12 protein-coding genes and 4 tRNA genes are annotated in these 15,493 nt (G+C 51.0%); 15 read left to right on the forward strand and 1 reads right to left on the reverse strand.

The annotated features are described in order from the left end of the window. Nucleotide 1 precedes the first annotated feature (1 nt). Nucleotides 2-988 carry an RNA polymerase sigma factor RpoS gene (gene rpoS / locus ACLBVC_RS22650; RefSeq protein WP_410151504.1) on the forward strand — a complete coding sequence of 329 codons (987 nt, stop codon included), beginning with the start codon at nt 2-4 and terminating at the stop codon, nt 986-988. A gap of 102 nt (nt 989-1,090) precedes the next feature. On the opposite strand, the gene mutS is transcribed toward rpoS, so the two are convergent. After that, nucleotides 1,091-3,637 carry a DNA mismatch repair protein MutS gene (gene mutS, locus ACLBVC_RS22655; RefSeq protein WP_410151505.1) on the reverse strand — a complete coding sequence of 849 codons (2,547 nt, stop codon included), beginning with the start codon at nt 3,635-3,637 and terminating at the stop codon, nt 1,091-1,093. A 262-nt stretch (nt 3,638-3,899) separates the two neighbouring features. On the opposite strand from mutS, the gene mltB reads away from it, so the two are divergent. The 14 genes from mltB to luxS all read left to right on the forward strand — a co-directional run bounded on the left by mltB (nt 3,900) and on the right by luxS (nt 15,437). Next, entirely contained in the window at nt 3,900-5,003 is a 1,104-nt protein-coding gene (gene mltB / locus ACLBVC_RS22660; protein WP_410151506.1) for a lytic murein transglycosylase B, read from the forward strand. Between the two features lie 162 nt (nt 5,004-5,165). Then, nucleotides 5,166-5,660: a nicotinamide-nucleotide amidase gene (gene pncC, locus ACLBVC_RS22665; RefSeq protein WP_410151507.1), complete on the forward strand. Its 495-nt coding sequence runs from the start codon at nt 5,166-5,168 to the stop codon at nt 5,658-5,660. A 107-nt stretch (nt 5,661-5,767) separates the two neighbouring features. Next, nucleotides 5,768-6,832: a recombinase RecA gene (gene recA / locus ACLBVC_RS22670; RefSeq protein WP_152324006.1), complete on the forward strand. Its 1,065-nt coding sequence runs from the start codon at nt 5,768-5,770 to the stop codon at nt 6,830-6,832. Between the two features lie 203 nt (nt 6,833-7,035). Next, entirely contained in the window at nt 7,036-7,602 is a 567-nt protein-coding gene (gene recX / locus ACLBVC_RS22675) for a recombination regulator RecX (RefSeq protein WP_410151514.1), read from the forward strand. Between the two features lie 138 nt (nt 7,603-7,740). Beyond that, on the forward strand, nt 7,741-10,368 hold the full coding sequence (alaS, locus tag ACLBVC_RS22680) for an alanine--tRNA ligase (RefSeq protein WP_410151508.1): 2,628 nt from the start codon (nt 7,741-7,743) through the stop codon (nt 10,366-10,368). A gap of 254 nt (nt 10,369-10,622) precedes the next feature. After that, on the forward strand, nt 10,623-10,808 hold the full coding sequence (gene csrA, locus ACLBVC_RS22685) for a carbon storage regulator CsrA (protein WP_013574027.1): 186 nt from the start codon (nt 10,623-10,625) through the stop codon (nt 10,806-10,808). 326 nt (nt 10,809-11,134) lie between these two features. After that, nucleotides 11,135-11,227: transfer RNA gene (locus ACLBVC_RS22690), tRNA-Ser, on the forward strand. Between the two features lie 8 nt (nt 11,228-11,235). Then, nucleotides 11,236-11,312, forward strand: a tRNA-Arg gene (locus tag ACLBVC_RS22695). Nucleotides 11,313-11,422: 110 nt separating this feature from the next. Next, nucleotides 11,423-11,499, forward strand: a tRNA-Arg gene (locus ACLBVC_RS22700). A 180-nt stretch (nt 11,500-11,679) separates the two neighbouring features. Then, a tRNA-Arg gene (locus ACLBVC_RS22705) sits at nt 11,680-11,756 on the forward strand. A gap of 356 nt (nt 11,757-12,112) precedes the next feature. Beyond that, nucleotides 12,113-12,679 carry a fructose-1-phosphate/6-phosphogluconate phosphatase gene (yqaB, locus tag ACLBVC_RS22710; RefSeq protein ID WP_152324002.1) on the forward strand — a complete coding sequence of 189 codons (567 nt, stop codon included), beginning with the start codon at nt 12,113-12,115 and terminating at the stop codon, nt 12,677-12,679. Further along, nucleotides 12,676-13,104: a YqaA family protein gene (locus ACLBVC_RS22715; RefSeq protein WP_410151509.1), complete on the forward strand. Its 429-nt coding sequence runs from the start codon at nt 12,676-12,678 to the stop codon at nt 13,102-13,104. Before yqaB ends, ACLBVC_RS22715 begins: the two co-directional genes overlap by 4 nt. 85 nt (nt 13,105-13,189) lie before the next feature. Next, nucleotides 13,190-14,764, forward strand: a complete 1,575-nt coding sequence (gene gshA, locus ACLBVC_RS22720) for a glutamate--cysteine ligase (protein ID WP_410151510.1) — start codon at nt 13,190-13,192, stop codon at nt 14,762-14,764. Between the two features lie 157 nt (nt 14,765-14,921). Then, on the forward strand, nt 14,922-15,437 hold the full coding sequence (gene luxS, locus ACLBVC_RS22725) for an S-ribosylhomocysteine lyase (RefSeq protein WP_152323999.1): 516 nt from the start codon (nt 14,922-14,924) through the stop codon (nt 15,435-15,437). The last annotated feature ends 56 nt before the right edge of the window (nt 15,438-15,493 follow it).

A 15,493-nucleotide genomic window follows, 5' to 3' on the forward strand; every position in this document is an offset into this window, starting at 1 on the left:
TATGAGTCAGAATACGCTGAAAGTTAACGAGTTACATGATGATGTAGATTTCGATGAGAACAGCGCTGAAGCCTTTGACGAGAAAGCAATAGTCGAAGAGACTGCCGACAACGATTCTGAAGAAGAATTGTTGTCGCAGGCTGTAAGCCAACGAGTGCTGGACGCCACTCAACTGTACCTCGGTGAAATCGGTTATTCCCCTCTGCTGACCGCAGAAGAGGAAGTTTATTTTGCACGACGCGCGTTGCGGGGAGATGTTCCTTCCCGCCGCCGTATGATTGAAAGTAACCTGCGTTTGGTGGTTAAAATTGCCCGCCGCTACAGTAATCGCGGTCTGGCACTGCTTGATTTGATCGAGGAAGGCAACCTGGGTCTGATCCGTGCGGTTGAAAAATTTGACCCTGAGCGCGGCTTCCGTTTCTCTACCTATGCAACATGGTGGATCCGTCAGACGATTGAACGGGCGATCATGAATCAAACCCGTACAATTCGTTTGCCTATTCACATCGTTAAAGAACTGAACGTTTATCTGCGTACCGCACGCGAACTTGCACACAAACTGGATCATGAACCGAGTGCCGAAGAGATTGCTGAGCAACTCGACAAACCGGTGCATGATGTCAGCCGTATGTTGCGCCTGAATGAGCGTATTACCTCTGTAGACACCCCGTTGGGCGGTGACTCAGAGAAAGCGCTGTTAGATATTCTGGCGGATGAAAAAGACAACGGCCCGGAAGACACCACGCAAGACGACGATATGAAACAGAGTATCGTGAAGTGGTTATTCGAGTTGAATGCAAAACAGCGTGAAGTTCTGGCGCGTCGTTTCGGCCTGTTAGGTTATGAAGCTGCGACGCTGGAAGATGTGGGTCGTGAGATTGGCCTGACACGTGAACGTGTTCGTCAGATTCAGGTAGAAGGTCTGCGTCGCCTGCGTGAAATCCTGCAGGGGCAAGGGCTGAGCATCGAAGCACTGTTCCGCGAATAACTTTTCGTTAAGAAAACTGTTCGTCGGAAACACAGTTCGATATCAAAAAAACGGTGGGTTAATCCCCACCGTTTTTCATTTCTGCCGCCAGCGGCCACAGTTTTACACCATGTCTTTCAGACGATAAATCCATTCCAGCGCCTGACGTGGAGAGAGAGAATCCGCGTCCAGAGATTCCAGCGCTTCTACCGCAGGCGACACTTCTTCTGCCAGCAGCGTCAGTTGCGGGCCATCTACTTTGCTGGCGGCGGCGTTGTTGGACAATGTTTCCAGTTCTTTCAGTTTCTGGCGAGCACGTTTAATAACATCACGTGGGACACCTGCCAGCGCTGCGACGGCCAGACCGTAACTTTTGCTTGCTGCGCCATCCTGCACACTGTGCATAAACGCAATCGTGTCGCCGTGTTCAATGGCATCAAGGTGAACGTTGACCGTGCCTTCCATTTTTTCCGGCAACGTCGTCAGCTCGAAATAATGGGTTGCGAACAGCGTCATGGCCTTAATGCGGCTGGCCAGATTCTCGGCACACGCCCACGCAAGTGATAAACCGTCGTAGGTCGATGTGCCGCGCCCGATTTCATCCATCAGCACCAGGCTGTTTTCCGTGGCGTTATGCAGGATGTTCGCGGTTTCGGTCATTTCCACCATGAAGGTTGAACGGCCAGAAGCCAGATCATCTGCCGCGCCGACGCGGGTGAATATCCGGTCTACGGGGCCGATAACAGCGGCATCCGTAGGAACGTAGCTGCCAATATGCGCCATCAGGACAATCAGTGCCGCCTGACGCATATAGGTACTTTTACCGCCCATATTCGGGCCGGTGATGATCAGCATCCGGCGCACCGGAGACATGTTAAGCGGGTTGGAAATAAACGGTTCTTTCAGTACCTGTTCCACCACCGGATGGCGGCCACCGGTAATGTTGATTCCGGGTTTCTCGCTCATCGTCGGGCAGGTGTAACTGAGCGTGTAGGCACGTTCTGCCAGATTACTCAAAACATCCAGCTCGGCCAGCGCGCTGGCGCTTTGCTGCAAAGCTGACAGATGCGGCATCAGCAAATCAAACAGCTCTTCGTACAACGCTTTTTCCAGCGACAGGGCTTTGCCTTTGGACGTCAGAACCTTATCTTCATACTCTTTCAGTTCCGGAATGATGTAACGCTCGGCGTTTTTTAGCGTCTGACGGCGGACATAATGAATAGGAACAAGATGGCTCTGACGGCGGCTCACTTCGATGTAATAACCATGTACACCGTTAAATCCGACCTTCAGTGTTTCCAGCCCCAGCTTTTCGCGTTCGCGAATTTCTAAGCGGTCAAGATAGTCTGTTGCACCATCAGCCAGTGCGCGCCATTCGTCCAGCTCAGCATTATAGCCTGGCGAAATCACACCGCCGTCACGCACCAGAACCGGCGGGGCTTCAACAACCGCACGTTCAAGCAGTTCGACCAATTCTGTAAATTCACCGGTCTGCTCCACCAGCGTAGCGACATGCGCGGCGTCAGCATCCTGTAAAATCCCACGAATTTCCGGAAGTTGCTGTAATGCATGACGCATGCGGGCAAGGTCGCGTGGCCGGGCGCTGCGCAGGGCAAGGCGCGCCAGAATACGTTCGAGATCGCCAACCTGACGTAGCACGGGCTGCAAGTCTGCGGTCAGATCCTGTAATGCCCCGATTGCCTGCTGACGATGGGTCAGCATTTTGATGTCACGGCTTGGCATGTGGATCCAACGTTTGAGCATACGACTGCCCATTGGTGTGACGGCCTGATCCAGGACTGCCGCCAGCGTATTTTCCACGCCACCGGCCAGATTTTGTGTCAGTTCCAGATTACGGCGCGTCGCCGCATCCATAATGATGCCATCCTGCAGGCGCTCCATGGTCACGCCACGAATATGCGGCAGGGCGGTGCGCTGGGTATCTTTCACATATTGCAGCAGGCAACCGGCGGCGCGCAGAGCCTGAGTGGCCTGTTCCACGCCAAACCCGGTTAGATCGCGGGTGCCGAACTGAAGGTTCAGCTGTTGCTTTGCGGTTTCGAGCTCAAATTCCCACATCGGACGACGGCGCAGGCCGCGGCGGGAAGCGATAAGCGGCATGGCTTCAAAACTTTCCGGATACAGGAGTTCTGCAGGATTTGTCCGCTGTAATTCAGCGGCCATGGTTTCCAGATCGTCTGGCTGGGCGACACGAAAGCGACCGGAGCTGATATCCAGCGTCGCATAGCCAAAGCCACGTCCGTCCTGCCAGATGGCCGCCAGCAGGTTGTCATGACGCTCGCTCAGTAGAGCTTCATCACTGACCGTGCCGGGCGTCACGATACGCACGACTTTGCGTTCAACCGGCCCTTTGCTCAGCGCCGGATCGCCAATCTGTTCCGCGATGGCGACAGATTCGCCCAGTTGTACCAGCTTGGCCAGATAACCTTCAACGGCATGATAAGGCACGCCAGCCATCGGAATGGGTTCGCCTGCCGATGCACCGCGTTTGGTCAGGGAAATATCCATCAGCTGAGACGCACGTTTTGCGTCGTCATAAAACAGTTCGTAGAAGTCCCCCATACGATAGAACAGCAGAACTTCCGGGTTCTCCGCCTTGAGACGCAGGTACTGCTGCATCATTGGGGTGTGAGCATCCAGCCCGCTCATATCACTACCTTTATTCTTGATTTCATTCAATTTTAAATCATCCTGTTGGCTCGTACCGCCCGGGGCAACGACTTTACAGCGGATCCTAACGTGAGTAGAGGTAAAAAACCACGATGCGTTTTGAAGTTGCGTAATGCCCCGCAATTAAACCGGTATCAGGATCTTCGTGCATCGTTGTAAAGACGTTGATTTTCAGTTTTTTCGGCCCTGATAATGCTCTACCATATCCCCACCTCTTTTATTGCATGGTTACGGATATCCGATGCGCCTCCTGGCAGTCATTCTTCCCCTGGTTTTAACACTTTCTGCTTGTAGCAGTAATAAGCCTCCGGCTCAGCCTGAAGGCCCGCGCAATCCTTTCTCTGACGGAAGAAATGCCAGCGGCAATTCGGTTCCCAGCGGGGGCTTTCTGTTACAGCCCGAACACACTGGCGCAGTGCAAACCGGAGACTTTGCTTACGATCCGGCCATGAATCAGTTTGTCGATAAAATGGTTCGCGAACACGGTTTCGACCGACAGCAGTTGCACGATGTGCTTGCTCAAACCAAACGACTGGGCTTTGTTTTACGTCTGATGGATCAGCAGGCGCCGTCCGGCCCGCCGTCAACTGTGCCAAATGGTGCATGGAACCGCTATCGCAGCAAATTTATTACGCCGGATAACGTCCAGAATGGTGTCGTGTTCTGGAATCAGTATCAGGATGCGTTGCAGCGTGCGGAGCAGGTTTACGGGGTTCCGCCGGAAATCATTGTCGGTATTATCGGCGTTGAAACCCGCTGGGGCCGCGTAATGGGTAAAACCCGCATTATTGATGCGCTGGCGACCTTATCCTTTGCCTATCCGCGCCGTGCGGATTATTTCTCAGGCGAGCTGGAAACCTTCCTGCTGATGTCTCGTCGTGAAGGGGATGATCCGCTGAGCCTGCGCGGTTCGTTTGCGGGCGCGATGGGTTACGGTCAGTTCATGCCGTCTTCTTATAAAGATTATGCCGTGGACTTTAACGGCGACGGCCATGCCAATCTGTGGGATCCGATTGATGCTATCGGCAGTGTAGCCAACTACTTCAAGGCGCACGGATGGACGAAAGGCGCACCGATTGCGGTGCCAGCGGCCGGACAGGCACCGTTGCTGGATAACGGCTTCAAGACAAAATATCCACTTTATACGCTGACGTCGGCGGGTCTTAGCCCGCTGGGCTCTCTGGGCGGTTATCAGGAAGCCAGCCTGTTGCGGCTCGATATGGGCACCAGTTATCAGTACTGGTACGGGCTGCCAAACTTCTACACCATCACCCGTTACAACCACAGCGTGCATTATGCGATGGCGGTCTGGCAGTTGGGGGAGGCGGTAAAAGCGGCGCGCTGAACCTGATTTTCTGCTTTATCACTCAGGGCCGCTTATTGTGGCTCTTCTTTTTGCCTTTTATTCCAATTCTGAATACATCGCGCAAAACGCACCGACAGGACTCACACAGCGGAAGAGAAATGCTAACATCAGGTTGAATTCAGCTGACCGTCAGGATGGAATATGGACGAAAAACGTTTACGTGAATTGAGTGCAGAAATCGGCACTGAGCTTAAATCTCAGGGATTGTGGATCACCTGCGCGGAATCTTGTACCGGCGGCTTAATTGCCAAGGCTATCACGGACATCGCCGGAAGCTCGGCCTGGTTTGATCGCGGTTTTGTCACCTACAGCAACGCCTCCAAGCATGAATTGCTGGGTGTTTCAGAGGTGACATTGGAACAGTATGGCGCGGTAAGCGAGCAGGTCGTTCATGAAATGGCGCAGGGTGTTTTACATGCGGCGGGTGCAGATATTGCGGTGTCCGTCAGCGGTATTGCCGGGCCTGACGGGGGTTCTGAAGAAAAACCCGTGGGAACCGTCTGGTTTGGTTTCGCCGATAAAGACGGGCGTGTACTGACGGCAAAACAACAATTTTCTGGCGATCGTGAAGCAGTGCGTTTGCAAGCTGCTGTTTTTTCGCTACAAACTGCGTTATCTGAGTTTCTGCAAAATTAGGCTTGATACTGTATGAGCATACAGTATAATTACTGCCAATTACCTGTACATAAATTATATTCAGTGATGCAGGTTGGATGTTCCCCTGTATCAGACGAGGAGTAAAAATGGCTATTGATGAGAACAAGCAAAAGGCGTTAGCTGCAGCACTGGGCCAGATTGAAAAGCAATTCGGTAAAGGCTCCATCATGCGTCTGGGTGAAGATCGCTCTATGGACGTGGAAACGATCTCTACCGGCTCTTTGTCTTTGGATATCGCGTTAGGCGCTGGCGGTTTGCCAATGGGCCGTATCGTGGAAATCTACGGACCGGAATCTTCCGGTAAAACGACGCTGACCTTGCAGGTTATCGCTGCTGCACAACGTGAAGGCAAAACCTGTGCGTTCATCGATGCGGAACATGCACTGGATCCTATCTACGCTAAGAAATTGGGCGTAGATATCGATAACCTGCTGTGTTCTCAGCCGGATACTGGTGAGCAGGCGCTGGAAATTTGTGATGCGCTGACCCGTTCAGGTGCGGTTGACGTTATCATCGTTGACTCCGTCGCGGCTCTGACACCGAAAGCTGAAATCGAAGGCGAAATCGGCGACTCTCACATGGGCCTCGCGGCACGTATGATGAGCCAGGCAATGCGTAAACTTGCGGGTAACCTGAAAAACGCCAACACCTTGCTGATCTTCATCAACCAGATCCGTATGAAAATCGGTGTGATGTTCGGTAACCCGGAAACCACAACCGGCGGTAACGCACTGAAATTCTATGCTTCTGTTCGTCTGGATATCCGTCGTATCGGTGCTATCAAAGAAGGCGATGTGGTTGTCGGTAGCGAAACGCGCGTGAAAGTGGTGAAGAACAAAATTGCTGCACCATTCAAACAGGCTGAATTCCAGATCATGTACGGCGAAGGCATCAACATTAACGGCGAGCTGATCGACCTTGGCGTTAAGCACAAGATGATCGAGAAAGCTGGCGCATGGTACAGCTACAACGGTGAGAAGATTGGTCAGGGTAAAGCAAACTCCTGCAACTTCCTGAAAGAAAACCCGAAAGTAGCCGCTGAGCTGGATAAAAAACTGCGCGACCTGTTGCTGAGCGGTACCGGTGAACTGAGCGTTGCCACGACAGCTGAAGACGCTGACGACAACATGGAAACCAGCGAAGAGTTTTAATTTCGCGGTTGTCTGACGTAACAGTCGATAAAATGCCAGCCTGGCTTCAGGCTGGCATTTTGCATATCTGAGGGACTCCGATGTCCACTGAAAAAGCACCGAATCAAAATGTCATCGATCTGAAACGACTTCTTGAAGAGGTTGAACAAAACAGTGAATCCACACTGTTTGCGCCTCAGGAAAAAGACGCGAATGCGGCAAAGATTAATACACTGATCAGCCGCGCGATGCGTCTGCTGTCTCAGCGTGATCACGGTGTAGCTGAACTGCGCCGTAAACTGCTTATCCCGCCCGCCCCCTTTGTAAAACCCCAGAATAAGCAAAGTCGCTGGTCTTCACGTAAACGGCCAGAAGAAAATGCCTTTGATGAAGATAATGCGGTAAAAGTGCGCCCGGAACCACGCCCTGTGCCGGAAGAGATCCCGGAGGAACATGTACAGGCAGTTATCGACTATTGCTACCAGCACCACTGGCTTGATGATGCCAAATTTGCGAGTCGCTATATTTCCGGTCGCAGCAACAAAGGCTACGGAGCACAACGAATTCGTTCGGAATTACTGCAAAAAGGTGTCGATAAAGAAATCATATCGACAGCACTGGAGGAAACGGAGGTTGACTGGTGTGTACTGGCGCGGGATATTGCCGTCAGAAAGTTTGGAGAAGATTTACCGAAAGACTGGAAAGAAAAATCGAAAGTTCTGCGTTATTTGCTTTACAGAGGCTTCTTTCAGGAAGAAATACAGTCGATTTATCGCGATTTTGACGATTGACCGCATACGGTATTTTACTTCCCTGCGCAGAAATTTTATCTTATCCGCACTTTTTCGTTCGTGAGCTGTACAGATTGCTGCCATATGCAGCGTTATCCGGCTCAAGAGCCGTTCTTCCAGCATGATTCCGGGATATTTATGAGCAAGAGCACCGCTGAGATCCGTCAAGCGTTTCTCGATTTCTTCCATAGTAAGGGACACAACGTTGTTTCAAGCAGTTCGCTTGTCCCGACAAACGATCCGACACTTTTGTTTACCAATGCCGGGATGAACCAATTTAAAGACGTTTTCCTCGGTCTGGATAAACGCGACTACAGCCGTGCCACCACATCTCAACGTTGTGTGCGTGCAGGTGGTAAACACAACGACCTCGAAAACGTTGGTTATACCGCCCGTCACCACACCTTCTTCGAAATGCTGGGTAACTTCAGCTTCGGCGATTACTTCAAGCACGACGCAATCAACTACGCCTGGGAATTACTGACCGGCGAAAACTGGTTTAATCTGCCGAAAGAAAAGCTTTGGGTTACTGTCTATGAGACGGATGACGAAGCGTTTGAAATCTGGGAAAAAGAAGTCGGCGTTCCAAAAGAACGTATTATCCGCATTGGCGATAATAAAGGCGGTGCTTACGCATCTGACAACTTCTGGCAGATGGGCGATACCGGTCCTTGCGGTCCTTGCACCGAAATTTTTTACGATCATGGCGACCATATCTGGGGCGGCCCTCCGGGATCAGCTGAAGAAGATGGCGACCGTTACATCGAAATCTGGAACATCGTGTTCATGCAGTTTAACCGTCAGTCTGACGGCACTATGCTGCCACTGCCTAAACCTTCCGTTGATACCGGGATGGGGCTTGAGCGTATCACCGCTGTTATGCAGCATGTGAACTCAAACTATGATATCGACCTGTTCAAGAAACTGATTGCTGCCGTTGCTGACGTGACGGGCGCGACCGATCTGACCAGCAAGTCTCTGCGCGTTATCGCAGACCATATCCGTTCTTGCGCATTCCTGATTGCAGACGGCGTGATCCCTTCGAATGAAAACCGTGGCTACGTGCTGCGTCGTATCATTCGTCGTGCGATCCGTCACGGCAACATGCTGGGCGCGAAAGAGACTTTCTTCTACAAACTGGTTGCTCCGTTAATTGACGTGATGGGCCCGGCGGCGGCTGAGTTGAAAGAACAGCAAGCCATGGTTGAGCAGTTGCTGAAAACTGAAGAAGAGCAGTTTGCCCGTACTCTGGAGCGCGGTCTGGCGCTGCTGGATGACGAATTATCTTCTCTGAAAGGCGATACGCTGGACGGTGAGATTGCTTTTCGCCTGTACGACACCTTCGGTTTCCCGCTGGATCTGACTGCGGACGTGTGCCGCGAGCGTAATCTGAAAGTTGACGAAGTCGGTTTCGAGAAAGCGATGGAAGTTCAGCGTCGTCGTGCGCGTGAGTCCAGTGGTTTCAGCGCGGACTACAACAGCATGGTGCGCGTTGACGGTGTTACGCAGTTCTCCGGTTATGAGCATCTGCAACGTCATTCCAAAGTTGTGGCGCTGTTCATCAATGGTCAGCCAGTAAATGAAATTCAGGCGGGCGATAACGCTATCGTCGTTCTGGATGACACGCCATTCTATGGCGAGTCTGGTGGTCAGGTTGGCGATAAAGGCATCCTGAAAACCGCTGCCGGTACTTTCACCGTTTCTGATACCCAAAAATACGGCAAAGCCATTGGTCATCAGGGCGCGCTGAGCGCAGGCAAACTGAGCGTTGGCGACAGCGTTGAAGCCGAAGTTGACGTTGAGCGTCGCGAGCGTATTCGTCTGAATCACTCCGCGACTCACTTGCTGCACGCTGCACTACGACAGGTACTGGGCAAGCACGTTGCTCAGAAAGGTTCGCTGGTTAACGACAACTATCTGCGTTTCGACTTCTCGCATTTCGAAGCGATGAAACCGGAAGAGATTCGTCAGGTCGAAGATCTGGTGAATGCGCAAATCCGTCGTAACCTGCCAATTCAGACCACCATCATGGATCTGGATAAAGCGAAAGAAAAAGGTGCGATGGCGCTCTTTGGTGAAAAATACGAAGACAGCGTGCGTGTGCTGACTATGGGGGATTTTTCCACCGAGCTGTGCGGTGGTACTCACGCCAGTCGTACGGGGGATATCGGCCTGTTCCGTATTCAGAGCGAGTCGGGCACAGCAGCAGGTGTTCGCCGTATCGAAGCCATTACCGGTGAAAACGCCATTAACGCTCTACATCAGCAAAGTGATTTGCTGCAAGATGTTGCGCATATGGTGAAGGGTGATGTGAACAGCATAACGGATAAAATCCGTACCCTGATTGAACGTTCACGCGTGCTGGAAAAAGAACTTCAGCAGGTGAAAGGGCAACAAGCCGCGCAGGAGAGTGCTTCACTTTCCAGCCAGGCCAAAGAAGTGAAAGGCATTAAGCTGTTGGTTCGTCAGCTGGATAATGTAGAGCCTAAAATTCTGCGTACGATGGTTGATGACCTGAAAAATCAGTTGGGTTCAGTGATTATTGTTCTGGCAACCATCGCTGACGATAAAGTCAGCTTGATTGCGGGTGTCACGAAAGATCTGACTGATCGCGTAAAAGCAGGGGATCTGATTGCTTCTGTAGCCCGGCAGGTTGGCGGTAAAGGCGGCGGTCGTCCTGATATGGCGCAGGCAGGGGGAAGTGACGTTCAGGCATTACCGGCTGCACTGGCAACAGTAGAGGCCTGGGTTGAATCCCGGCTGTAATAAGAAATAAATAGCTAACCAGGAAGCGCCATAATGTGTTGTGCAATATGGCGTTTTCGGTCTTAATGGCAGGGTGGGCCTCGCGATAAAAGTCGCGACAATGATGATATCGGCTAAACTTAAAGTACTATGGCTTGAGTTGCGGGCCGCTTACAGTTTACGTAGGGGTCATGGCTTACGTTTTACCTGCTTATGATAGATAATGGCCGGGAAACTGAGAGACCCGACTCTTTTAATTATTCAAGGAGCAAAGAATGCTTATTCTAACTCGCCGAGTTGGTGAAACCCTCATGATTGGCGATGAGGTTACTGTTACCGTTTTAGGTGTTAAAGGTAATCAGGTGCGTATTGGTGTGAATGCGCCAAAAGAGGTTTCTGTTCACCGAGAAGAGATTTATCAGCGTATCCAGGCTGAAAAGTCTCAACAGACGAGTTACTGATTTACGAAGCGTCTCGTCGATGACGAGGCGCTGAACTTCCTTTCTGTCCGTTTTTTGATTTTTCTCCCCTTAATTTACTGCCTCTCCGGTTTTTATTTTCGTCCTGCGACTTCTTCCAAAACTACCTTTCTTTAAAAGCTAAGCCTTTTTTCTGACCTTTGAGGCCTGTTATTGCCTTCAAACTGCTCAGGTTGCGCGTGAAATGTCCAAACGGGTGATTGTTAGGAAAAAAGGGTTTGACTTATAAGGGCCAGAAAGTAATATGTGCGCCACGCAGTGCCGATGAGCTTAAACAAAGTTAGTCAGCACACTCGCAAGAGGCGTATGGTGAGGTGGCCGAGAGGCTGAAGGCGCTCCCCTGCTAAGGGAGTATGCGGTCAAAAGCTGCATCCGGGGTTCGAATCCCCGCCTCACCGCCATTTAAAATGCACCCATAGCTCAGCTGGATAGAGTACTCGGCTACGAACCGAGCGGTCGGAAGTTCGAATCTTCCTGGGTGCACCATACTTTCCAGAACGTATGTTGATTTGCAATCAAATTAGCGTGATGGGCAAAGGCGAAAGCTGATGCAGTGCGGAAAAATGGTCAGGTAAATCTGCAGTAAGAATCAAAATGCACCCATAGCTCAGCTGGATAGAGTACTCGGCTACGAACCGAGCGGTCGGAAGTTCGAATCTTCCTGGGTGCACCATATTTTGTGTATGTTGAAGCGACGAGAATCAAATTAAATCGTACTTAACATGCAGTAGCACGAAGGATGATAACGTTGCCTCAGCAACGGCTCGCTGGGCGAGGCGAAAGCCGAGTAATCTTCCTGGGTGCACCATTCTTCCTCTTAGTATTTTCCGAAAAAACTCAGCACGCCCCCAATGCACCCATAGCTCAGCTGGATAGAGTACTCGGCTACGAACCGAGCGGTCGGAAGTTCGAATCTTCCTGGGTGCACCATATTCAAAACATGTTGCAGCGATTCTGGTCTTATTAGAGTTCTGCTACATACAGGTAGCACAAAGGAAGATAACGTTGCTTTAGCAACGGCCCGCAGGGGGAGGCTCTGCCGAGTAATCTTCCTGGGTACACCATATTCAAGATGCCGAAATGATTTAACTCATACGGTATGAGAAAAACCCGCTGCGGCGGGTTTTTTGCTTTCTGCTATTCCTCTCTGATTTCTCTCCCTTCTTTTTCATTTGCCTAATTTTTCTGACGTGTTCGGATGTGCTGTAGGTGTGGACAAAATGCGACTTTCGCCAGACTTTGCGATAAAGTAGTTTTCCTGTTTTTTCGTGATCATGGAGCATTCGATGTACGATCGATACGAAGGGCTAATATTTGATATGGATGGCACCATATTGGATACCGAACCTACGCACCGTAAGGCATGGCATCAGGTATTGACCAAATACAGTATGCATTATGATGTTGAATCCATGGTCGCTCTGAATGGTTCTCCAACCTGGCATATTGCCCGGTTTGTTATCGACAGCAATAACGTCGAAATGGACCCCCATCTTCTTGCCGCAGAAAAAACCGCTGCTGTGCAGGAAATGTTGCTTGATACCGTGCGTCCTTTGCCATTAATTGATGTCGTGAAGGCTTATCATGGCCGCCGGCCAATGGCGGTAGGGACGGGCAGTGAGCACTGGATGGCGGATGCGTTGCTGCGTCACCTTGGGCTGCGCGATTGCTTTGATGCGATCGTGGGTGCAAATGATGTGCAAAACCACAAACCGGCACCCGACACTTTTTTACGCTGCGCTGAGTTAATCGGCGTGCCTCCTGAAAAATGCGTTGTGTTTGAAGACGCAGATTTTGGTATTGAGGCGGCCCGGCGCGCCAATATGGATTTTGTGGACGTGCGTACGCTGTGAGCAGTGCTGTGGCACTGGCTTCGTTATTTGGCAGTAGTTTTCTCAGCGCGACATTATTGCCCGGAAATTCAGAAGTCTTATTAGTTGCTTTATTGTCAGCTGGCAGCGCAATGCCAGCGGCACTGGTTTTGTCTGCAACTGTTGGCAATACCTTAGGTGGCATAACCAACGTCATCATCGGACGCTTTGTGCCGCAGCTCAAACCGCAACGTGGACTTGATGTTGCACAGAACTGGCTGAAGCGTTTTGGACCGGCGGCATTGTTGCTGAGCTGGTTGCCGGTGATTGGCGATGTGTTGTGCGTGTTAGCAGGTTGGCTGCGAATGCCATGGGGTCCGGTGGTCTTTTTCATGTTGATTGGAAAAGCAGTGCGTTACACCGTTTTGGCTGTTGTGACGTTACAGGGACTTTCATGGTTCGGTTAGATTGGCATCAGTTATCAATTATGGTCACATCTATGCAGATTCAGTATGCTTGCAAATTAATGGTTTCACCGAACGGGAGGTCAATTTGATCCCGGATGTATCTCAGGCGCTTTCCTGGCTGGAAGCCCATCCTCAGGCTTTAAAAGGTATTCGTCGCGGTATCGAGCGTGAAACGCTTCGTGTTAACGCGGATGGTTCACTGGCGACAACGGGACATCCTGAGTCCCTGGGTGCGGCTTTGACGCACCGCTGGATCACGACCGATTTTGCTGAAGCCTTATTAGAGTTTATTACTCCCGTCGATGACAATATTGAGCATCTGATGGCGTTTCTGCGTGACATTCACCGTCACGTTGCCCGTGAACTGGGTGATGAACGCATGTGGCCGTTCAGCATGCCGTGCTTCATCGAATCCGGGCAGGATATTGAGCTGGCGCAGTACGGTTCGTCTAATGTCGGTCGTTTCAAAACCTTGTATCGAGAAGGTTTGAAAAATCGTTACGGCGCGCTGATGCAGGTGATTTCCGGCATCCACTATAATTTCTCGCTGCCGCTATCTTTCTGGCAGGAACGTCTGGGTGTTACGGATGTTGAAAGCGGTAAGGAAGCGATTTCAGCGGGCTATTTTAAGCTGATCCGCAATTATTACCGCTTTGGCTGGGTGATCCCGTATCTGTTTGGTGCGTCACCTGCGATCTGTAAATCCTTCCTGAAAGGGCGTGAAACAGATCTGCCATTTGAATATACCGATTCCGGGTTGTGTTATCTGCCGTACGCCACCTCGCTGCGTCTGAGTGATTTGGGCTATACCAACAAATCACAGAGTAATCTGGGGATCACGTTTAACAATCTGGAAACGTACGTTCAAGGCGTGAAGAAAGCGATTCGTACCCCTTCTGCGGAATACGCGGAAATGGGGGTGAAGAAAGACGGTAAATACCTGCAACTGAACACCAATGTGTTACAGATTGAGAACGAACTTTATGCGCCAATCCGTCCTAAGCGGGTCACCAAATCAGGTGAAACCCCTTCTGACGCGCTGATGCGCAGCGGGATCGAATACATTGAAGTCCGTTCGCTGGACGTCAATCCGTTCTCTCCTGTGGGCATCGATGCGACCCAGGCGCGTTTCCTCGATCTGTTTTTGGTATGGTGTGCCTTGGCGGACGCACCGGAAATGAGCAGTGATGAACTGCTTTGCACGCGCAAAAACTGGAACCGTGTGATCCTCGAGGGGCGTAAACCGGGTCAGACGATTGGTATTGGCTGTAACGATGAGCGTAAGCCGCTGGTCAGTGTCGGGAATGCGTTGTTTGCTGATTTGAGCCGTGTGGCGCAGGTTATGGACGAGCAGAACGGCGATCACCTTTATCAGGATGTCTGCAAAGAACTGGTTGCTGCGTTCGATGATCCTGAACTGACGTATTCTGCGCGGATCCTTAAAGATCTGAAACAGCAGGGTGGCGTGGGTAGTCTTGGGTTGGAACTGGCAGAAAAGTATCGTCAGATGCTGGTGAGTGAACCGCTGGAAGTTTTAGATGCCAGTGCATTAATGGCTGAGCAGGATGGTTCATGGCAGCGTCAGCGCAAACTGGAAGCGGGTGATACGCTAAGCTTTGAAGAATATCTGGCTGCGAACGCAGGCAGTGCCGAAGAGTAGAAAAGAAAAAGGCCACAATCAATGTGGCCAAATAAACATCTCTGTTTACAGGGATGATGATAACAAATGCGCGTCTTTCACTAATTAAGACCCGCATGCTGGGAAAAGGTTTCCTGAGTTCGTAAAAAAAATTAATTTATTTAGGAGAGGTGACGATATGCCACTGTTGGATAGCTTTACCGTAGACCATACCCGTATGGCAGCACCTGCTGTTCGCGTCGCAAAAACCATGAAAACCCCGCACGGGGATACCATCACTGTGTTCGATCTGCGCTTCTGCCGCCCGAATATTGAAGTGATGCCTGAACGCGGTATTCATACGCTGGAGCACCTGTTCGCAGGTTTCATGCGTAACCACCTGAACGGCAATGGCGTAGAGATCATTGATATTTCTCCGATGGGTTGCCGTACGGGTTTCTACATGAGCCTGATCGGTGTACCGGAAGAGCAATTTGTTGCTGATGCCTGGAAAGCGGCGATGGCAGATGTTCTGAAGGTGAAAGAACAGCGTCAAATCCCTGAGCTGAATGAATATCAGTGCGGTACTTACGAGATGCATTCCCTGAAAGAAGCTCAGGAAATCGCGCAACACATTCTCGATCACGACGTTGTTGTGAACCGTAATGACGATCTGGCTTTGCCAAAAGAAAAACTGTCCGAACTGCACATCTAATTTTAGCGTGTTGTAGGTAAAAAAAAGACGCGTTTACCGCGTCTTTTTTATGCCTG

Origin of the sequence: Rahnella selenatireducens (assembly GCF_046449555.1) — a bacterium.
In the GTDB taxonomy this organism is placed as follows: domain Bacteria; phylum Pseudomonadota; class Gammaproteobacteria; order Enterobacterales; family Enterobacteriaceae; genus Rahnella; species Rahnella selenatireducens.